The 20,445-nt window shown below is 58.7% G+C and carries 19 protein-coding genes; 5 read left to right on the forward strand and 14 right to left on the reverse strand.

Going from position 1 to position 20,445, the window contains the following annotated elements; genetic code table 11:
- Positions 1-4: 4 nt before the first annotated feature.
- The 7 genes from JNB91_RS02560 to JNB91_RS02590 form a co-directional block, all read right to left on the reverse strand.
- Positions 5-1,132, reverse strand: coding sequence for a zinc-dependent alcohol dehydrogenase family protein (locus JNB91_RS02560; protein WP_220323954.1), 1,128 nt, complete (start codon positions 1,130-1,132; stop codon positions 5-7).
- Between the two features lie 71 nt (positions 1,133-1,203).
- On the reverse strand, positions 1,204-1,509 hold the full coding sequence (locus JNB91_RS02565) for a hypothetical protein (RefSeq protein ID WP_220323955.1): 306 nt from the start codon (positions 1,507-1,509) through the stop codon (positions 1,204-1,206).
- 83 nt (positions 1,510-1,592) lie between these two features.
- Positions 1,593-2,153 carry a sarcosine oxidase subunit gamma gene (locus tag JNB91_RS02570; RefSeq protein ID WP_220323956.1) on the reverse strand — a complete coding sequence of 187 codons (561 nt, stop codon included), beginning with the start codon at positions 2,151-2,153 and terminating at the stop codon, positions 1,593-1,595.
- A complete protein-coding gene (locus JNB91_RS02575) occupies positions 2,146-5,121 on the reverse strand; it encodes a sarcosine oxidase subunit alpha (RefSeq protein WP_220323957.1) in 2,976 nt (991 codons plus the stop codon). The genes JNB91_RS02570 and JNB91_RS02575 overlap by 8 nt, the downstream gene beginning before the upstream one ends.
- The gene (locus JNB91_RS02580) at positions 5,118-5,474 is read right to left on the reverse strand and encodes a sarcosine oxidase subunit delta (RefSeq protein WP_220323958.1); all 357 of its coding nucleotides are present in this window, start codon (positions 5,472-5,474) and stop codon (positions 5,118-5,120) included. Before JNB91_RS02580 ends, JNB91_RS02575 begins: the two co-directional genes overlap by 4 nt.
- Before the next feature lie 19 nt (positions 5,475-5,493).
- Positions 5,494-6,747: a sarcosine oxidase subunit beta family protein gene (locus JNB91_RS02585; RefSeq protein WP_220323959.1), complete on the reverse strand. Its 1,254-nt coding sequence runs from the start codon at positions 6,745-6,747 to the stop codon at positions 5,494-5,496.
- A 143-nt stretch (positions 6,748-6,890) separates the two neighbouring features.
- Entirely contained in the window at positions 6,891-7,865 is a 975-nt protein-coding gene (locus JNB91_RS02590) for a zinc-binding dehydrogenase (RefSeq protein WP_220323960.1), read from the reverse strand.
- Positions 7,866-8,171: 306 nt separating this feature from the next.
- On the opposite strand from JNB91_RS02590, the gene rpsU reads away from it, so the two are divergent.
- On the forward strand, positions 8,172-8,402 hold the full coding sequence (gene rpsU / locus JNB91_RS30660; protein WP_112457677.1) for a 30S ribosomal protein S21: 231 nt from the start codon (positions 8,172-8,174) through the stop codon (positions 8,400-8,402).
- 178 nt (positions 8,403-8,580) lie between these two features.
- Positions 8,581-9,417, forward strand: a complete 837-nt coding sequence (locus JNB91_RS02600; RefSeq protein WP_223218045.1) for a tetratricopeptide repeat protein — start codon at positions 8,581-8,583, stop codon at positions 9,415-9,417.
- A gap of 94 nt (positions 9,418-9,511) precedes the next feature.
- Here JNB91_RS02600 and JNB91_RS02605 read toward each other — a convergent pair whose 3' ends face one another.
- From JNB91_RS02605 to JNB91_RS02620, 4 genes are all read right to left on the reverse strand, one after another.
- Positions 9,512-10,534 (reverse strand): LLM class flavin-dependent oxidoreductase, encoded by a 1,023-nt coding sequence (locus JNB91_RS02605; RefSeq protein WP_220323962.1) that lies wholly within the window; start codon positions 10,532-10,534, stop codon positions 9,512-9,514.
- 195 nt (positions 10,535-10,729) lie between these two features.
- A complete protein-coding gene (locus tag JNB91_RS02610; protein WP_220323963.1) occupies positions 10,730-10,954 on the reverse strand; it encodes an aa3-type cytochrome c oxidase subunit IV in 225 nt (74 codons plus the stop codon).
- 130 nt (positions 10,955-11,084) lie between these two features.
- On the reverse strand, positions 11,085-11,843 hold the full coding sequence (locus JNB91_RS02615) for an N-acyl amino acid synthase FeeM domain-containing protein (protein WP_220323964.1): 759 nt from the start codon (positions 11,841-11,843) through the stop codon (positions 11,085-11,087).
- A 173-nt stretch (positions 11,844-12,016) separates the two neighbouring features.
- Positions 12,017-14,338 (reverse strand): putative bifunctional diguanylate cyclase/phosphodiesterase, encoded by a 2,322-nt coding sequence (locus JNB91_RS02620; RefSeq protein WP_220323965.1) that lies wholly within the window; start codon positions 14,336-14,338, stop codon positions 12,017-12,019.
- A gap of 331 nt (positions 14,339-14,669) precedes the next feature.
- Between JNB91_RS02620 and JNB91_RS02625 the strand changes: the two genes are divergently transcribed.
- Together JNB91_RS02625 and JNB91_RS02630 are read left to right on the forward strand one after the other, a co-directional pair.
- Positions 14,670-15,209, forward strand: a complete 540-nt coding sequence (locus JNB91_RS02625; RefSeq protein WP_220323966.1) for a TRAP transporter small permease subunit — start codon at positions 14,670-14,672, stop codon at positions 15,207-15,209.
- Positions 15,210-15,228: 19 nt separating this feature from the next.
- Positions 15,229-16,713, forward strand: a complete 1,485-nt coding sequence (locus JNB91_RS02630; RefSeq protein ID WP_220323967.1) for a TRAP transporter large permease — start codon at positions 15,229-15,231, stop codon at positions 16,711-16,713.
- Positions 16,714-16,825: 112 nt separating this feature from the next.
- Here JNB91_RS02630 and JNB91_RS02635 read toward each other — a convergent pair whose 3' ends face one another.
- Positions 16,826-17,932, reverse strand: coding sequence for a TRAP transporter substrate-binding protein (locus JNB91_RS02635; protein WP_220323968.1), 1,107 nt, complete (start codon positions 17,930-17,932; stop codon positions 16,826-16,828).
- A gap of 247 nt (positions 17,933-18,179) precedes the next feature.
- Positions 18,180-18,329, reverse strand: coding sequence for a hypothetical protein (locus JNB91_RS02640; protein WP_220323969.1), 150 nt, complete (start codon positions 18,327-18,329; stop codon positions 18,180-18,182).
- 232 nt (positions 18,330-18,561) lie between these two features.
- Here JNB91_RS02640 and JNB91_RS02645 point away from each other — a divergent pair, with 232 nt between their 5' ends.
- Entirely contained in the window at positions 18,562-19,338 is a 777-nt protein-coding gene (locus JNB91_RS02645) for a gamma-glutamyl-gamma-aminobutyrate hydrolase family protein (protein ID WP_220324252.1), read from the forward strand.
- Positions 19,339-19,345: 7 nt separating this feature from the next.
- Here the strand turns inward: JNB91_RS02645 and JNB91_RS02650 are convergent, their stop codons facing one another.
- Entirely contained in the window at positions 19,346-20,383 is a 1,038-nt protein-coding gene (locus JNB91_RS02650; protein ID WP_220323970.1) for a LacI family DNA-binding transcriptional regulator, read from the reverse strand.
- Positions 20,384-20,445 lie beyond the last annotated feature (62 nt).

Raw genomic sequence — 20,445 nt, forward strand, 5'->3', positions numbered from 1 at the left:
GCGTTTATCCAAACGTGATGACGTGGCGGATGACCTTGCCTTCGTGCAGCAGGTCGAAAGCCTCGTTGATTTCCTCCAGCGGTCCTGTCGATGACAACAGCCGGTCCACCGGCAGCTTTCCACGGCGATAGAGGCCGATGAACCGCGGGATATCGCGGGCGGGCACGCATCCGCCGAGATAGCTGCCGAGCACACGCCGTTCCTCTGCCACGAGACTGACCGCTGGAATGGCGAATTGACTGACCGGGTTGGCAAGGCCGGCAGTCGCCGTGATCCCTCCCCGTCGGGTGATACGGTATGCGAGATCGAACGCCCGCGTCGAGCCGGCCATTTCAAGCGCATGATCGACGCCACCACCTGTCGCCTCGCGGATCTTTTCAATCACATCCACATCGCTTGCCAGAAAGACGTCCGTCGCACCGAGCTTGAGGGCGACGTCGAGTTTTGCCGCAGCCAGATCGACGGCGATCACCCGTTCGGCGCCGCTCGCAAGCGTACCGAGAACCGCTGCAAGGCCGACGCCGCCGAGGCCGACAATCGCGACGTTCTGCCCCGGCTGCACTTTGCAGGTGTTAACGACAGCCCCTACTCCCGTCAGCACCGCACAACCGAACAATGCCGCTTCGGCGAGCGGAAGATCGCGATCGATCTTTACCGCCGAGTATCGGGAAACCACCGCATGCGTGGCAAAGCCGGACACGCCGAGATGGTGATTAACCGGAACCTCGTCACAGACCAGCCGTCGCTCTCCCGACAGCAACACGCCCTTGCCGTTCGCCTCTGCGCCCGGCACACAAAGCGCCGGTCGGCCTTCGGCACAGGCAAGACAATGGCCGCAGCTTGGCACGAAACTCATCACCACATGATCGCCCGGCACAAGGTCATGAACGCCAGGACCAACGGCCTCCACGACACCGGAAGCCTCATGACCAAGCGCCATCGGCATCGGCCGCGGGCGGTCGCCGTTGATAACGGAAAGATCGGAATGACAAAGTCCCGCCGCAGAGATGCGCACAAGCACCTCTTCACGCCCCGGCGGATCGAGATCCAGTTCTTCGATCGAAAGCGGCCTGCTTATAGCAAAAGGCGGTACGACTGGCGATTGCCGCAAAACGGCCGCACGTATCTTCACGAACTCCTCCCAGAGTTTTGCCGGAAGAGACTAGCCGCCGGATGGCGGCAGCTGCAATAGCAATACGCCTGTCAGCTGAGATCCAGCATCAACAGGCCGAGAAGCGGCGGAACAGCCGCACCAATGAGGATCGGCGCAGTTCGTGCAGCACTGAGCCCGACTGTCGTGCCGGCAATGCCGGACGCGATCAGCGCCGCTATCGGCATGGAAAGATCACGATCGATACCCGGTGCAAAGGACGCCAGAAACGCTGCAATCGCAGCCGCCCCACCGACAAGCAAACCCTTCCAGAGTTCGACACCCGCCAGCTTGGCAGCGATGACACCACCGGCAATCGCTGCCGCCAGCCCAAGCACGATCCATTGTACTTCCGGCATAGAAAAACCCTCCCGTTTTGATCCGGGAGGGTGCGATATCGATAAGCCAAGATCAAGTTAGGCTATGGTCGAAGGCCAAATGATCAGAGCGCCGCGTCCCGCGCGCCCTCGCTCAGAAGACCGAAGGCATAGTCGGAGAACGACCGCCAAACCTCTACCCGGAACGCGTCCTCGGCGGTCCGGAGCAGTACGATTTCCACCTTGCCGAACAGCGTGCGCGAGCATGCGCCGACCGGGAAAACATCGAGAGACAGATCCTGGGCACAGCCGGCATTGATCGCATCGGCGGCACCCTTCCCCGAGACGAGAATGGCCGTGTTGCGATGGGAAACATCGGTTGCGGAATGCAGCGCACCGGAATTGGCAGCGGCCGTCATCAGCCCACTCTCGCCCTCGTCGATCACCAGCCACTCATCCGGCCCCAGCCAAAGCGCCGTGCGCCCGTTGGCAAAGGCGGAGGTTTTCGGCTTCACCGGCAGATCAACGCCCAGTGCTGCCGACAGGGCCGACACGTCTTCTGCGCGCACACGCAGGGAAATCCGCGAAGCAGGTGCCGCCGGCTCCAGCCGCACGGCGGCTGAACCGCCATGCGCACCAGAAAGCGGAAGGCTACGCGTTGCTATAGTGGAACCAAGCTCAGCCATTGATCCGGCCTCCTTCCTTGTCGAAGAACACCATGTCGGTCACTTCGACGGCAATCGTCTTGTCGGCCATCGGCACATAAAGCGTCTCGCCCATTCTCGACCGTCCGCCGGCAACCAGCGCGATCGCAATCGAGCGGCCGAGATTTTCCGACCAGTAGGACGAGGTAACATGACCGAGCATGGTCATCGGTTTCGGTTGGTTTGGATCGGCAACGATCTGGCCGCCTTCTTCCAGCACCTCCTTCGGATCCTTGGTCAGAAGCCCGACCAGTTGCTTGCGGCCTTCGCGCACGAGGTCCAGACGTTTCAATCCGCGGATGCCGACAAAGTCCGTCTTCTTTTTGGAGACCGCCCAGCCATAACCGGCATCATCCGGCGTCACCGTTCCATCCGTATCCTGTCCGACGATGAGATAGCCCTTCTCGGCACGCAAAATATGCATGGTCTCGGTGCCATAGAGGCAGGCGCCCATGCTTTGCGCCCGTTCCCAGATCGCCTTCCACACGGCCGCGCCGTAATCGGCGGGCACGTTGATTTCGAAGCCCACTTCTCCGGTGAACGAGACACGGAACAGCCGCGCCGGCACGCCCATGACCGAGCACTCGGCAATGCTCATATGCGGAAAAGCCTCGTTGGAGAGATCCTGCCCTTCTACGAAAGGTTCGATGATCTCGCGCGCTTTCGGCCCCTGCACCGCGATCACCGCCCATTGTTCGGTGGTCGAGGTCAGCCACACCTTCAGATGCGGGAATTCCGTCTGCAGATAGTCTTCCATGTGATTGAGCACACGCGGCGCACCGCCGGTCGTCGTGGTCACATGGAAACGATCTTCCGCCAGTCGTCCTACGACGCCATCGTCATAGATGAAACCGTCCTCGCGGGTCATGATGCCGTAACGGCATTTCCCCGGCTTCAACGTGTCCCAGGCATTGGTATAGAGCAGATTGAGAAACGCTGCCGCATCCGGCCCGACCACCTCAATCTTGCCGAGTGTCGAAGCATCGAAAATGCCGGCGACATCGCGCACCGTCTTGCATTCGCGGCTGACGGCCGTGTGCATATCTTCCCCACGCTTGGGGAAATACCAGGCACGTTTCCAGTTGCCGACATCCTCGAACTCGGCGCCTTCCGCTTCCTCCAGCGCATGCATCGGTGTCTTGCGCGCCGGATCGAACAGCTCGCCGCGCGAATGGTTGATCAGCGTGCCATAGGTGACCGGCGTATAGGGCGCACGGAACGTGGTGAGGCCCACCTGCGGGATCGGCCTCCCCAGCATTTCGGACGCGATGGCCAGGCCATGCATGTTGGAAAGCTTGCCCTGATCGGACGCCATGCCATTGGTGGTGAAGCGCTTGATATGCTCGATCGAATGCATCCCCTCGCGCACGGCAAGGCGGATGTCCTTGGCCGTCACGTCGTGCTGGAAATCGACAAACGCCTTCACCGCATGATCAGGCCCTGCCCCTTCGGCAGCCCCTATCATGCCACCTGTCCATTCGAACCGGTTTTCGCCCGAAAGCGCCAGCCTGCCGCCACCGGACGTGATCGCCTCGTCGATCAGTTCGGCGAGATCATCCGTACCGTTGCAGGTGCCGACCGAGATCGCGTTCTGCGCATAGACATCCGGCACGAAACGCTGGTTCACCTCGTCGAATTTCAGCTTACCGCGCGACTGCGAGAAGAGATGTACCGAGGGCGTCCAGCCGGCAGAGATGATCAGCGCATCGACCTTGATCTTGCGGCGATCGAAATTGCCGTTGCGGGCAACCGTCATCGAATTGATCCGCAGACGCCCCGACGTATCGACGACGGCATGGCCGGTCAGAACATCGATGCCGAGCTTGCGGGCTTCCGCCAGCACCGCCTCGCCCGGCTTGTCGCGGCTATCGACGATTGCGGCGATCGAGACGCCGGCACGCTTCAGGTCGAAGGCCGCTTCATAGGCGGAGTCGTGAGCGGTGTAGACGCCGACATTATGGCCGACCGCGACGCCGTGATGATTGAGGAAATTGCGCGCCGCCGACGCCAGCATGATGCCTGGCCGGTCGTTGTTGGCGAACACCATATGCCGCTCGATGGAACCGGTCGCGAGAATGACCTTCTTTGTCCGCACCTGCCAAAGACGCTCACGCGGCTCATCCTTGGATGGCTTGGCAACATGATCGGTCACCCGCTCGACGAGGCCGAGGAAACCGTGATTGTAATAACCGAACACGGTGGTGCGGGTCAGCACCGTCACATTCGGCATCGCCTTGAGCTTGGCAACCGTCGCCTGCGCCCAGTCATAACCGTTCTGGCCGTCGATCATGGTCGAAGCATCGTAATGCAGCGCACCGCCGACTTCCGGCTGTTCATCGACGAGGATGATCTTTTTGCCCGTTGCAGCCGCTGAAAGTGCTGCAGTCAAGCCCGCCACGCCGGCACCGGCGATCAGCACATCGCAATGCACATAACGGCTGGCATAATGATCCGGGTCGTCTTCCGTCGGCGAAACACCCAAGCCCGCCGAGCGACGGATGATCGGCTCGTAGATCTTGTGCCAGGCCTCTTTCGGCCACATGAAGGTCTTGTAGTAGAAACCGGCAGCAAAGAACGGCGAAAGCACATCATTGACCGCGCCGATATCGTATTTCAGCGACGGCCAGCGGTTCTGCGAAGAGATCTTCGCACCGTCGAACACTTCCTGCACCGTGGCACGCACATTCGGCTGACGACGGGCAGCATCACGAGAAACGTCGAGAAGCGCATTCGGCTCTTCCGGACCTGCCGTCAGGATGCCGCGCGGGCGGTGATATTTGAACGAGCGGCCGAGAAGATGCACGCCATGTGCCAGAAGCGCGGACGCAACCGTATCGCCCTCGAGCGCCGTATAGCTCTTGCCGTCGAAGGTAAAGCGGGCCGTGCGGGCAGGCGTCAGGCGCCCCGCACCCTTGATGCGAAACGCGCCGGAATTGGAGGAAGCGCTCATCGTGCGTCTCCTTCCGTCTGTTCCCAGGTTTCCACGGACTTCTCTTCGGCGATTGCGGCAAACTTTTCAGCCACCGGCACCGGCTGCTTCGGCAGGCCAGCCTTGTATGTCACCAGGAACCTGTCACTCACCGTATCGCGCGCCGCATTGAAGAACCGGCCGCAGCCATGGATATGCCGCCACCGTTCATAGGTGAGACCTTTTTCGTTGTTTCGCAGGAAGAAGAACTCCGCGAATTCCTCGTCGGAAATCGCCGCGATGTTTTCCGGCCGCACGACATGCGCCTCGCCGGCCCAGCGAAACTCCAGTTCCGAGCGATCTTCCTCGCAATAGGGGCAGTGGATCAAAAGCATCTTGTCTATCCCCTATTTATCAATGCGCCACGGCGGCCGCAGCCGCTTCGTCGATCAGGCGGCCGGTGCGGAACCGATCGAGCGTCAGGCCGGCCGCCAGCTTGTGCGGCTCGCCCCTGGCGATCAGATGCGCAAACAGATTGGCCGAACCCGGCGTCGCCTTGAACCCGCCCGTACCCCAGCCGCAATTGACGAACAGGCCCGGAACCGGCGTGACGCCCTGGATCGGCGAGCGGTCCGGCGTGTTGTCGGTAATCCCGCCCCATTGGCGCATCATCTTCACCCGGCGGAACATCGGGAAGAGTTCGCAGATCGCATCCAGCGTGTGGGTGATGATCTGCAGCCCGCCCGTCTGCGAATAGGAATTGTACTGGTCGGTACCGGCGCCAATGACCAGTTCGCCCTTGTCTGACTGGGAGATATAAGCATGTACCGTGTTTGACATGACGACACACGGGAAGATCGGCTTCATCGGCTCCGACACCAGCGCCTGCAGCGGATTGGAAGCCAGCGGTACGCGTACGTCCGCCATTTCCATCACGACAGATGAATGGCCGGCGGCCGAAACGCCGATTTTCTTCGCTCCGATAAAGCCCTTGGAGGTTTCAACACCCTGAACCTCGCCGCCCGGACCACGCCGAATACCCGTGACTTCGCAATTCTGGATGATGTGAACACCGCGATCGGCGGCTGCACGGGCAAAGCCCCAGGCAACCGCGTCATGCCGGGCCGTGCCGCCGCGACGCTGCAGCGCTGCACCGTTGATCGGGTAACGAGCCGTTTTTGAAATATCGAGAACGGGAACGAAGGCCTTGGCCTGTTCCGGCGTCAGCCATTCATTATCTATACCGTAGAGACGATTGGCATTGATATGCCGCTTGAACGACTGCTGGTCGTGGATGTTGTGCGACAGCATCATCACGCCGCGCGGCGAATACATGACGTTGTAATTGAGATCCTGGCTCAAGCCTTCCCACAATTTAAGGGAATGCTCATAGATATCCATGCTCTCTTCATAGAGATAGTTGGAGCGGATGATCGTCGTGTTGCGGCCGGTATTACCGCCGCCGAGCCAGCCCTTTTCGATCACCGCGATATTGGTGATGCCATGCTCTTTCGCGAGATAATAGGCGGCTCCCAAGCCATGACCGCCGGCGCCGACGATGATCACATCGTAGCTCGACCGCGGCTCCGGTGACGTCCATTGCGCCTCCCATCCCTTGTGAGCGCGCATTGCCTCGCGGGCTATGGCGAAAACCGAATATTTGCGCATCTGGCCTCTCTTCCTTGCTCCACCTCAAGGGCCTCACGGCCAGCTTGAATTGGGTAATGTCATACCCATCGCAAATCAATATGCGCCGCAATGGTCATATTGCGACGCATCGGAAGATTGTTTCGACACGGGGTCGATGCGGCTCAGCCGCGGATCAGCACCTTCCCTCGGCGATGCGGTTCGGCGGCTGCCGCTGCAGCCTTTGCGACATCGTCCAGATCGAAAATCTCAGACACGCCGAGCTTCACCTCTCCGCTCGCCACGCCGGAAATTATTTCGCCGATCAGGCTCTTCATTGTCTCGGGCGCAATCGTCGGTGAAAGCTTTGCCAGCCAGAACCCCTTCACCACCGCCTGCTTGAAGATCATATCGCCGGCGGAGATCTGCATCGGCTCTCCGGCCATCACACCGAAGGAGACAAGCACGCCTTTTTCGCCAAGCAGCGACAGCAGATCGCCGGACGAAGCGCCACCGACACCATCGACCGCAGCCCTGATCGGCGCACCCGCAGTCATCGCCCGGACTTCATCTTTCCAGCCTGTAGTATCCGTGGCGATTGCATTGCCAATGCCCAGCTCGGCGAGTTCACCGATCGCACTCTCTCTTCTGACGAGATTGACGACATTGATGCCGCGGCGCTTGGCAAACATGGCAAGTGCCTTGCCGACAGCCCCGTTGGCGGCGTTCTGGATGACCCAGTCACCCTTTTCGACCTCGATGAAATCGAGAAGCGTGAGCGCACTGAGCGGCATGGAGACGAGTTGCGCCGCAGCCTCGTCGGGCACGGCATCAGGCAGGGGCACGGCGCGCGCCGCATCGGCAATATAATATTCGCTCCAGGTCCCCTGACCGTAGGCCGCCACCCTCTGCCCGATGGCAAAATGGCTAACGCCCTCGCCCAGCGCGTCCACCACACCCATCGCCTCGCTTCCCGCCAAGGCAGGAAGTACGGGCTTCACGCCGTATTGGCCGGAAATCGTCAGCAGATCGTGATTATGGATGGAGGCCATTCCCATTTTTATCCGCACCTGCCCAGGGCCCGGTATAACAAGCGCCCTCTCCTCAAGATGAAGGACCTCGGCCGGGTCGCCAAAGCGGGAATAGACGGCGCTACGCATAAAATTCTCCTGATATAACAATGTACCCAAAACAAACCGCCCGCTAAGCCGGTGGCACCATGACCGCATCGGGCCAAGCCGGGTTTCATTCAACCCTGATATAGGCCTGAGAACGCGGGCGGGAAGCGGTTTCCACACTACAACCTTTTTTCAGCTTAACCTCATTCGTGCCATATGGACTTCCGCGGACTCATCTGCTATCTGCCATCACCAATCGCACGGCCTGACGCCGGGCATCACTATTATTTCGCCTTTAGATCAGACATTGGCCGGGGCGAACAACGAACCAAAGGAACGGGATTTCACGTGCAGGTACTAGTCCGCGACAACAACGTTGATCAGGCTCTCCGCGCTCTCAAGAAGAAGCTGCAGCGCGAAGGTGTTTTCCGCGAAATGAAAATGCGCGATTACTACGAGAAGCCGTCTGAAAAGCGTGCACGCGAAAAGGCTGAAGCCGTTCGCCGCGTTCGCAAGCTTGCTCGTAAGCGTATGCAGCGCGAAGGCCTCCTGCCGTCCACGCCGCGTCCGGCTCGTTAATCGGCCGTCTTTTAGACGCTTTTATGTGATTATGGAGCGGTGGCGACTTTAGGCGCCGCCGCTTTTTTCATTGCACCGAGTCGGTCTCGACTCATAATGCCCAGACAAGGATCTGCGCCTGATGGCCGCCAAGACTTCCGTTGCTTTCGATGGAACCGAATTTTCCAGCCAGCCACTGATGACCAAGCTTCGCTCGAAGGCTTTGATCACCGGCGCGATTATCGGAATGGCGAGCCTTGCGGGATGCGCCACGGGACCGACGACAACGGACGTCATCCGTGTTGATCGCGCGCAAGGGTCGCAGGAAAACATCGCATCGCTGTCGTCGGTTATCCAGTCCAACCCACAGGATCCGGAAGGCTATAACAGCCGCGGATCGGCTTATGGCCGCGCCGGAGAATTCAAGCGCGCCGTGGATGATTTCAATCGCGCCATCCAGATCAATCCGCAGTTCTATCAGGCCTATGCTAACCGTGCGCTCGTTTACCGCAACATGGGCAAGCCGGTCGACGCGGCAAACGATTATAATCGCGCATTGCAGATCAATCCGAATTACGACGTAGCCTATATCGGTCGTGGCAATATCTACCGTCAGGCCGGCCGCAACGACGAAGCCTTCAACGACTTCAACAAGGCGATCCAGCTGGATACGACTGATGGCCGGGCCTACCACAATCGTGGACTGATCTATCAGGTCCGTGGACAGCACGCCCAGGCGATCGAGGACTTCTCCAAGGCCATCTCGCTGTCTTCGAGCTCGCCGGAACCCTATAACGGCCGCGGTATTTCGTATGTCGCACTGAACGACGACGACAATGCCTTCGCCGACTTCAACCGGGCGATCGAACTCGACGACAAGATCGCGGAATCCTGGGCCAACCAGGCGCTGGTTTACGAACGTCGTGGCGATCGTGTCCGCGCCAACAAGTCCTACTCGCACGCTGTCCGGCTCGACCCGAACTATAAGCCAGCCGTCGATGGTGCAGCACGCACGCGCAGCGGCGGCGGCGCCTGACACGTCTCGCAACGACCACAAGCTATATTGGAATCAGAAGAGCCGCCCGAAATTTCGGGCGGCTCTGTCATTTTGGAATCCGGATTGATGAGCTTCAGCGCCAGCCAAGAGCCGGCGCCACATGTTTCAAGATCGCCTCGATAACATGGGCGTTGTACTCGACGCCCAACTGGTTCGGCACGGTCAGCAGCAGCGTATCGGCTTCGGCAATCGCTTCGTCCTTGCGAAGTTCTTCGATCAGGACGTCCGGCTCCGCAGCGTAAGACTTGCCGAAGATCGCCCGCGTCTTCTCATCGATGAAGCCGATGGAATCCTCTTCCTTGCCGCCGCGCCCGAAATAGGCCCGGTCGCGATCATCAACCAGAGCAAAGATGCTGCGGCTGACCGAAACACGAGGCTCGCGGGCATGGCCCGCTTCCTTCCAGGCTTCACGATAAGCGCGGATCTGCTTGGCCTGCTGAATATGGAAGGCCTCGCCAGTCTCGTCGTCCTTCAGCGTCGAGCTTTGCAGGTTCATGCCCTTCTGCGCAGCCCAGATCGCGGTCGCATTCGAGCCGGCGCCCCACCAGATCCGTTCACGCAATCCTTCCGAATGCGGCTCGAGCCGCAGCATGCCGGGCGGATTGGGAAACATCGGACGCGGGTTCGGCTGGGCAAACCCCTCGCCCTTCAGCACGTCAAGAAACACCTCCGCATGACGGCGGCCCATATCGGCATCCGACTTGCCCTCTTCCGGTTCATAACCGAAATAGCGCCATCCATCGATCACCTGTTCAGGCGAGCCGCGGCTGATACCGAGCTGCAAACGTCCTTTAGAGATCAGGTCTGCAGCACCGGCGTCCTCAGCCATATAGAGCGGGTTCTCGTAGCGCATGTCGATGACGCCGGTACCGATCTCGATTTTGCTGGTCCTGGCGCCAACCGCCGCAAGCAGCGGGAATGGAGAAGCAAGCTGCCGCGCAAAATGGTGAACACGGAAATAGGCGCCATCAGCACCGAGTTCTTCCGCTGCGACGGCAAGATCTATGGACTGTAGAAGCGTATCACCCGCCGAGCGGGTCTGTGACTGCGGCGATGGCGTCCAATGGCCGAAAGAGAGAAATCCGATCTTCTTCATGGGGCACTCCGACGTAAGCGTTTGAAAAATAGTATTGACGCTTACATGGCATGCCGGAGCGGCTTCCGTTAGTCCGGGAATGCCGGATTTGCCGAAACGGATTGTTCATTGATGCTGAACGACCAGATGATGTCGTCGTCCAAACCTGTCCGCATCATGCAATCGACCGTTAAATGGCCAAAAGCATGGAGCCTCTCACCGTAGCAGAAAAACACCGATAATATTGAGGACGATGAACAGAACGAGGCCACCGATCAGGCCGAGCCCGCCGAAAAAGCCACCGGCCATGGCAATCAGCAGCGCAACGATGGTCATCGTGCCCCACTTAGCCGCCGCCAGAAAGGCTTCATAGGTCCGCTCATGCGCCATGTGATCCATAGGCGCACCAATCTCTACCGGTCCATTGTGATGATCGTCCATCGAGCCTCTCCCTGATCTCCGCATGTAGAGCTTCAGGTAGCCTGAAAGCCCAACTCTCCCAGCGGCCCGACTAAGTATCGGGCCATATCAGGAATACACGAACAACCGCCGAGTGCAATGGCTGGTGAAATCAGCGCAGAAACGCCATTTCCGGCGAACTCGGCCGACTGGCGAAACGCGCGGTCGGCAGCACGGTCAGCGGCGGCGACAGCATGGTCGGCCGCTCCGCAAACATCAGCCGCCGTTCATAGGCCTCCGATTGGAATAGCGGGAACCGGCGCATCAGTTGCGGACGAACTTCCCGAACTCTGGACGCGAGCAACGTCAACTCGAATCCGTACATCGGTGCAATCGTCGGCGGCACGATCGTGTCCGCGAGAAATACCCGCCGATAGAAAGCGGCATGTGGCGGCCTGATATGCTGCAGCACCCGGTCGGCATCGAAGTGAATGGCGGCCATGATCGACGGGCGAAGCGTGATGTAGGGAATTGTTGGCAGTTCCCCTACAACATCCGGATCAACGGCAAAGCGCGCCGGATCGATGAATGTTAGGCCTGAGTCGAGCAACTCGTTCACCGCATCGGGAAACACGCCGACGGACTGACATGTGCGGTGTTCCGCCGTCACATGATGCACGCGCACCGTGGAGATCAGTTCCTCGTAGTAATAGATGCCGAAGACATAGGCATGCGGAACGAAATCGATTTCGTCCAGCAGATGGCTCGCCCCGACGGGCAGCACATTCTGGGCCTTGTAGGCTTTGTAGCGCAACCGCGCCACATCCTCGAAATCCTCGTGACCCTCGATGCGCCGATACTCGATATGATCGAGTGCCGAGAGCAGCTTTTCGGAAAATGCCTTGTCTGAAAAACTCTGTACCACTGACATTGGGCTACCCATCGCTATTAACGATTGATTAACCCTGAAACGGGGCGTGATCGCAATCACGAAAAACATGATTAACAGTCTTTTAACGCGTATGGTTAACAGGAAACCAAACGTCACAAATCAGCACAAGCTGCATTAGTGAATCATTTTTTTGACAATAGGCGGGAAGGCGATCAGCCGACGGTACCGAAAGCGCGCGGTTCTGCGCCCTTGTCCCGACGGTTCTGTCGATTGGCGTGCCGACGGGCAGAGGCGGTCTTCTGGCTGAGTTCCGCGATTGCATTTGCGGGGATCGGCGGCGAAAAAATGTAGCCCTGGACGAGATCGGCAAAACGATGCTTTCTGACCAGTTCGAGCTGCTCGAACGTCTCCACCCCTTCAATGACGATCCGCAGGTCAAGTTCTCGCGACAGATGCACGATACCACTGAGAAGCTTGAGGCGTCGCGGTTCGGTCCCGATATCGCGCACGAAGGCGCGATCGATCTTGACGATATCGATTGGCAGGGAATCGAGGTAGCTCAGGCTTGAGAAGCCCGTACCGAAATCGTCGATGGCAATCGTCACGCCATTGGCACGCAACCGGCCAAGTGTGGCGCTGACGACAACCGGTTCATCCATGAAGCAGCTCTCGGTCACTTCCAGATGCAGGCGTGTCGGGTCGAGCTTGGTCCGCTCAAGGATGTCCGCCACCAGTGGAACGATCTGGCCGCCGCGAAGATCGTGGATCGATAGATTGACGGAAACAGAGAGCTCGTTCTGCCAGGAAACACATTCGGTGCAGGCGCGTTCGAGCACGAACCTGGTGATCTCTGAAATCAACCCCATGCTTTCTGCCATGGGAATGAAGATATTCGGACCGATAAAGCCGCGCTCGGGATGTGACCAGCGCACCAGCGCCTCGCAGCATTCCATCTCGGAGCCATCGGGACGATACATCGGCTGATAGACGACGGTCAGGTCCCCTTGCTCTATCGCAGTACGCAGGTCAGCCTTCAGCCGCTGCTCCGCCACATAACGGGCATCCATTTCGGGCCGGAACATGGTCAATGTCCCGTTGCCCACTGACTTGGCGTCGTTGAGCGCGAGGTCCGCCTTGATCTGGCAGGCCTCCATATCGAAATCATGCCCGTCGAGAATCACCCCGCCAGCATTGACGAACACCGGCAATTCCAGCCTGCCAACCCGATAGCTTCCCTGGACTTCCGTCTGGATGGCATTGATGCGAGCCTCCAGGGAACTGCGTTCCTGACCGGTCGCAAATATCACGAACTCGTCGCCAACCAGCCGACCGACAATGATGTCTTGGCCCGCTTCACGCACCAACCGCTCGGATATCGCGGCAAGCAGTCGATCGCCAATCACATGCCCCTGCATGTCATTGACATGCTTGAAGCCATCTACATCGAAGATCACAAACGCCGCGAACTGATCGGCGCCAACGTCATGGAGATGACGTGCGGCGAGTTCGGCGAAATAACCACGTGTCGGCAGCCCTGTCAGCGTATCGTAACGCACCAGATGCAGGATCTTTTCTTCTGCTGCAACACGCGCGCTGACATCTTCGAACAACATGACAACGCCACCGTCGGCGCGGTGGCTGAGCGAGAACTCAAGGTAGACCGTCTCCTTTAAGCACAGGAGCGTCTTGCCCGCCTGCCCCGTGGACAGTTGCCCTATCCGTCTTAAGAGATCATCAGAAAGCGACTTCCCGCTTCGTCGCAGCACGGTCAGAAACGCCGCGCCCTTCAGTTCATCCGCGTTCGGCAACTCCAGAAGCTCGCAGGCGCGACGGTTTATCACCTGCACCCGGCCATCGGCATCGAGCATGATCAATGCATGGGTCATCGTCGTGAGCGCGATATCGAGCTGGTCGGCGATCCGCGTCATTTCTCGTGAGGCCAGCACATTTTCGTACAGGAACTCCCGCACACCCTTTGCCATGGATTGCGTCGTCAGCCCGAACGGGATGAGGAAGAGGGAGATGAGCGCGAGATAGACGTCTCCCGTGAACAGGCAGGCAAGAACCAGCGGAAGGCAGCACCCGATCGTCTGAAGCGAAACGGCGCGCGCCGAACCATAGTTTCGCCCGACAATGGAAACCATCGAAGCCATGGTGACAGCGATGCACATGAACGCGGCCAGCATGTCCCTGAGAACAAAAACAGCATAGGCGCTGCCGATACCGAGCACGAATGCGGTAATCGCCGCACCATTTACATAGCGCGTTTCCCAGGCCTCGATCTCGCCCTTGGAAAGCTGGCCGTGATCGACCAGGTCGAACCGGCGGAACCAATAGATGCGATAGGCAAATACGGTGATGAACACCGCAATCATGAGGATGTAAAACCGGGACCCTGTCGTGGCAAAAATGATCGCGCAGGACAGGATATGGACAACCATTCCAGTCCACAGCGTTCCACGGTTGTTGAATAGCGATTCGACGAACGGCAGATACAGCTCTGTCGGCAGCGTCTTCGCTTCCAAATCCTTCATCGGGTCTCCACCGGGTCTCATTCCCTTGGCTTTCGCGCGACAATGCAGAAAACCCTTTAAGATTTGATTGTTGGTCGGTTTCCCCCCGTAACCTTGGGGAGCGAAGATTCAAACGTGTTCAACGAAGCGTAAAGGAAGTTGCACTCATTCGATACACCATAGGCTCACCGTCTACCGAGCGGCCTGACGCTGGAAAGCAGCCGCAATGCCCTGAACTTCGGGCCTGCAACGCGCTGCGTGCATTCGTTTCCGCTTTTCTTTCCTTAGACCTTGGTTTACATCGCCATCACAGAACAGGCGGGATAAAAGGACCTGTTGGGAGCGGGAACGAATGAGACTTTTATTACGGTTTAGCGGCCTGATAGACCGCTTGAGCGAAGTGCTGGGAAAATTTTCCGGTTACCTCGTATTGGCCTGCTGTTTGATCAGCGCAGGCAACGCATTCATTCGATATATGTTCAATTACAGCTCGAACGGCTGGCTAGAGATACAGTGGTATCTCTTCGGCTTCGTCGTCCTGATCGGCGCATCCCATACCTTGCGCCTCAATGAACATGTTCGCGTCGACCTTATTTACGGCTCCGTTTCGGATCGTACGCGACTATGGATCGATACGCTCGGCCTGATCGTGTTTCTCATCCCGGCTTGCCTTTATCTTGCATGGCTTTCCTGGCCATTCTTCTTCCTGTCCTATCAGCAGGGAGAAATGTCCTCCAATGCAGGTGGGCTCCTGCGCTGGCCTGTCAAGCTTGTGATTGTCGCGGGTTTCCTGTTGCTCGCGCTGCAGGGCTTTTCCGAGCTGATCAAGCGGATTGCGGGGCTTACGGGCACCCTTGAGGTCGATACGACCTACGAAAAACCGCTTCAATAAGGCATCGGGGGATTAAGCCATGTTCGCATTCGGCATAATGCCGCCAGCCATGTTCCTGGGCATGATCATTTTCATGCTCTACGGCTTTCCGGTCGCCTTTTCGCTATCGGCAGTCGGTCTTTTCTTCGGTCTGCTTGGCATTGCCACCGGCCATTTCGACTTTGCTTTCCTGCAGGCACTGCCACTGCGCATCTTCGGCATCGTCTCCAACGACCTGCTGCTCGCCATCCCGTTCTTCACCTTGATGGGCGCGATACTTGAGCGCTGCGGCCTGGCGGAGGATTTGCTCGAAGGTACCGGAAAGCTGTTCGGCGCAATTCCGGGCGGCCTCGCTTACGCGGTCATCATCGTCGGCGCCATTCTCGGCGCAATCACCGGCACGGTCGCGGCATCGGTCATCACCATGGGCGTGATCTCGCTGCCGATCATGCTGAAATACGGCTACAATCCGCGGCTCGCGACAGGCGTCATCGCCGCGTCAGGCACGATCACGCAGGTCATCCCGCCGTCTCTGGTTCTCATCGTTCTCGCAGACCAGCTCGGCCGCTCCGTCGGCGACATGTATCTCGGCGCAATCGGCCCCTCGATCCTGCAGGTCCTGATCTTCCTCGGCTTCATCTTCATCCTGTCGATCGTTCGCCCGAAGGATGTGCCGCCACTGCCGCCCGAAGCGCGCGGCGAACTGAATGCCGCCCTCATCATCCGTGTCCTCTGGGGCATGGTTCCGTCGGTCGTGCTGATCTTCCTTGTGCTCGGCACCCTGTTCCTCGGCCTGGCTACGCCGACGGAAGCAGGCGCTCTCGGCGTTGTCGGCGCAATGGTGCTTGCCGCCCTGCACCGCCGTCTAACCTGGGGTCTCGTCAAGCAGGCCATGCATTCCACCATGACGATCACCTCCATGGTGGTCTTCATCCTCGTCGGCGCTACCTGTTTCAGCCTGGTCTTCCAGGGCATGGACGGCGGCCTCTGGATCGAGCATCTTCTGTCTCATATTCCCGGCGGCGCGCTCGGCTTCCTGATCTTCGTCAACATCTTCATCTTCTTCCTAGCGTTCTTCCTCGATTTCTTCGAAATCGCCTTCATCGTCCTGCCGCTTCTGGCGCCCGTCGCCCAGTCGCTCGGCATCGACCTGATCTGGTTCGGCGTGCTGCTTTGCGTCAACATGCAGACGAGTTTCATGCACCCGCCTTTCGGCTTCGCACTCTTCTACCTGCGCTCGATTGCGCCGAAGACCGTCAAAACCAAAGACATCTATCTCGGTGCGATCCCGTGGCTGGGCATGCAGCTCATCCTCGTCGCCATCATTATCTTCTGGCCGGAATCGGTGACCTACTGGCTCGACAAGCCGCCGGAAGTGGACCTCAACTCGATCAAGATCGAGGTTCCCGGATTTGGCAATGACAGCGGCGGGAGTGGAATGCCGAATTTCGGCCTGCCCCCGATGGATGGCGCACCGGCCCAGCCGGCGGCTCCCAATCTGTCCGAACCACCGAAATTCAACTGACACGAAAGGCCCGGCTCCAAAACCGGGCCTTTTCATAAACTTCCGTTGATATTCGAAAGCCCCGGAACATGGCTCCGGGGCTTTCGATTTTTATTGGCAATGAATGCTCAGATCAGATCTTGCCGTTACGCTGCTGGATCATCATGAACGTGTCGAACGTGTATTCCGACAACTGCATCCAGAGATATCCTTCCTTCTTGAAGGCTACCTGATCCTCATAGACCTTCTTGAAGTCGGCATTGGTTGCCGAGATCTCCTTGTAGACCTCCAGCGCCGCGTTGTAGCAGGCCTCCAGAATATCCTGGCTGAAAGGCCGCAACGTCGTACCCTGTGACACGATCTGCTTGATTGCCGTCGGGTTCTTCTGGTCGTATTTGGCCATCATGTTGGTGTTGGCAAAGGCGCAGGCATCGGTCAGCGCTGCCTGATATTGCTTCGGCAGACTGTTCCACTTGTCGAGGTTCATGAAGGCATGGATCGTCGGCCCGCCTTCCCAGAAGGCCGGATAATAATAATATTTGGCAACCTTGAAGAAACCGAGCTTGTGGTCGTCATAGGGGCCAACCCATTCGGCAGCGTCGATCGTGCCCTTTTCTAGCGCCGGATAGATATCGCCGCCGGCGATCTGCTGCGGCACCGCCCCGAGCTTTTCAAGCACCTTACCGGCGATACCGGCAATGCGCATCTTCACGCCCTTGAAGTCATCGACAGTATTGATCTCCTTGCGGAACCAGCCGCCCATCTGCGCCCCGGTATTGCCAGCAGGCAAGCCGTAAATGTTGTGCTTGGCGTAGAACTCGTTCATCAGCGTGTTGCCGTTACCCTGATAGAACCAGGAATTGGTCAGCCGCGCATTCATGCCAAACGGAATTGCCGTTCCGATCGCGAATGTCGGATCCTTGCCGACGAAATAGTAGGAGCAGGTGTGGCACATCTCGACCGTTCCGGACGAGACGGCATCGGCGGCCTGCAGACCCGGAACGATTTCACCGGCCGCGAAGGGCTGGATGGTGAAATTCCCGTCCGTAGCTGCCGCAACATGTTTTGAAATATCATCCGCGCCGCCGTAAATCGTATCGAGCGATTTCGGAAATGACGATGTGAGACGCCAGTTGATTTTGGGATTTGACTGGGCAATTGCAGGCGCAGCCAAAGACCCGGCGGCAAGCGCCCCCGCCCCGGTAACTGCGGCTTTCTTGAAGAACTGACGACGATCCATGAATATCCTCCCGATCATGATCGACTTCCGGCGTATCCTCCAATCCGCCGGACATCGCATATGAGGAAAACATGTTGCATGAAGGCTTGCAAGCGAGGCTCATCATAAACGAGCGGTTGAAGCGCCTTTAATGAGTTAGACTTTGGTCGGTACCGAGTGAACTTCTAATTATAAATTGTTTTCAGCAGCATATGCCCATTATTTCAGCAGCTGCGGTTTCATCGTGAAGACACAGAGCCGGTTTGCATCACCCGCGGAAAGTCTTCTCGTTCTCGGCATTTCCGGCAGCACGGTTCGCCCGCTGTACACGAATGAAGTCACGAGGGATGACATAGGCTCCAACAAGCCACCAGATGATCACAAGGCCGGCGACATAGGGCGAAAGAGCGGCAAACATGGGGGTCTCCTTTTGGATTGGTCACCTGTAGCGTCCTCCCAAAGAGCAGATCATTTCATGACATAGCGCAAAAAATGAGAAGATAATGTATGCCCGCTTAGGCACCGGTCCTTACCCAAAATTCCCGTCCCACGGCGGCTGGTTTTGCAACATCAATTCCTCTAGCAATTGACGGCATTCTCTGTTTCTCTGGCATCGACCCCATCAATTCGGAACCAACATGCCCTCTCACCTGCCGAAATCCATCGTCGCCGTTCCTGCCGACACTCGCGACATCGAAGGCGCCATCTGGCACGCCGCCCCGAACCAGTATGTGTCGGCCGCGCTGAAAGTGGCCGACGTGATGTCCTTCATCGTGCCGGCCTTCGAAACCGGCAATGATGTGGACACCATTCTCGACCGGGTCGATGGCGTTCTGATTTCCGGTGCGGCCAGCAATGTTCATCCGTCGCTTTACGGCAGAGAGGCCACCGAGGCTGACGGGCCATTTGATCCCGGCCGCGACGCGACATCCCTGCCGCTCATCCGCCGCGCCATCGAACGCGGCATCCCGCTTCTCGCAATCTGCCGCGGCATTCAGGAACTGAACGTCGCGCTCGGCGGAACGCTGGCAAGCGAGATCCAGGATCAGCCCGGCATATGGGATCATCGCAAGCCCGACGTAAAGGATCGCGACGGCATGTATGCGATACGCCAGCCGGTCATCGTTGCGGAAGGTTCCTGCATCGCCCGTTATCTCGGCACCGCAGGCGAAGTCCAGGTAAACTCGCTCCATCGTCAGGCTATCTCCGAAACGGCACCAAGGCTGCAGGTGGAAGCGCGTGCTGAGGACGGTACCGTCGAAGCCGTGTCGGTCATCGACGCCAAGAATTTTGCCGTTGGCGTGCAATGGCATCCGGAATACTGGGCCGAAACGGATGCACCGTCCCGCGCCCTGTTCGAAGCTTTTGGCGAGGCCGTACGTGCCTATTCAGCCCGCAAGGCAACGCTTGCGGGCGCGGCAGCCTGAGCTTTCGTCACGCCTTGGCGAGATCGCGCAGCGGCTTGTAGGGCGATGTCGACTGGCGGATGCGCATTTCCGGCTTGATCAGATGCAGGCCGTCCGGCTCATGGCTTCCGGCCAGCCGGTCGAGAAGCGCACGTGCCGCAAGCCGCCCGACATCCGCCTGCTGGTTGGAAACTGTCGTCAGTGATGGCGTCGAAATCGATGCCTGCTCCAGATCGTCATAACCGGTGACGGAAATGTCCTGTCCCGGTATCAGTCCTGCACGGGCAATGCCGTTCATCAGTCCGATCGCCACGAGATCGTTCCAGCATACCGCTGCCGTCGGCTTCTGCGGCAACGACAAAAAGTTCACGGCAGCCTCGAACCCGCCCTGCATCGTGCGGGGACCTGGAATGCGCAGGCCCGGATCGACCTCGATATTGGCCTTGCGCAACGCGTCGACATAACCCTGATAGCGGTCGCGACCGGTCGATGTCTGGTCGGTACCACCGATCATCGCGATCACCCGGTGGCCAAGTCCGATCAGGTGATTGGTCGCAAGCGAGATGCCATAGCTGTCATCGCCACGATAGGTCGGCAGATCGACACCGTCCATCGTACGAGCGACGAGAATGGCCGGCATGCCGTTCTGCTCCGCCAGCCTGATATCCTCGACAGGCGTGCCGATGGCCGGCGACATGATCACACCATCACCGCCAAGCTGCAGCAGCGTCTCGATAAAGGTGCGCTGCTTTTCGACCGAGTCATAATGGTTGGAGAGAATAAAGGTATGACTGCTGCGATCGAGTTCGGTTTCGATCGCCTTGAGGATTTCCCCGTAGAACGGGTTCATCACGTCATGCACGACGACGCCGATAATGCCCGAACGCGAGGTTCTAAGGCTGGCGGCCCGGCGGTTATAGATATACCCCAGCGCCCGTGCCTGTTCCTTGATCTTGTCGCGCGTGTCTGCAGCGACGAGCGGACTGTCACGGAGTGCCAGTGAAATTGTTGCAGTCGAAAGTCCAAGGCTGTCTGCGATCGTAGAAAGCTTCACCTTCTGCGCCATAACCCCTCCAGATGCTTTTCTTGAAAGCCGGTTTCTAATGCCGGCCTTGCAAACTAAAATTT

The organism is Aliirhizobium wenxiniae (genome assembly GCF_019511445.1).
GTDB lineage: Bacteria > Pseudomonadota > Alphaproteobacteria > Rhizobiales > Rhizobiaceae > Neorhizobium > Neorhizobium wenxiniae_A.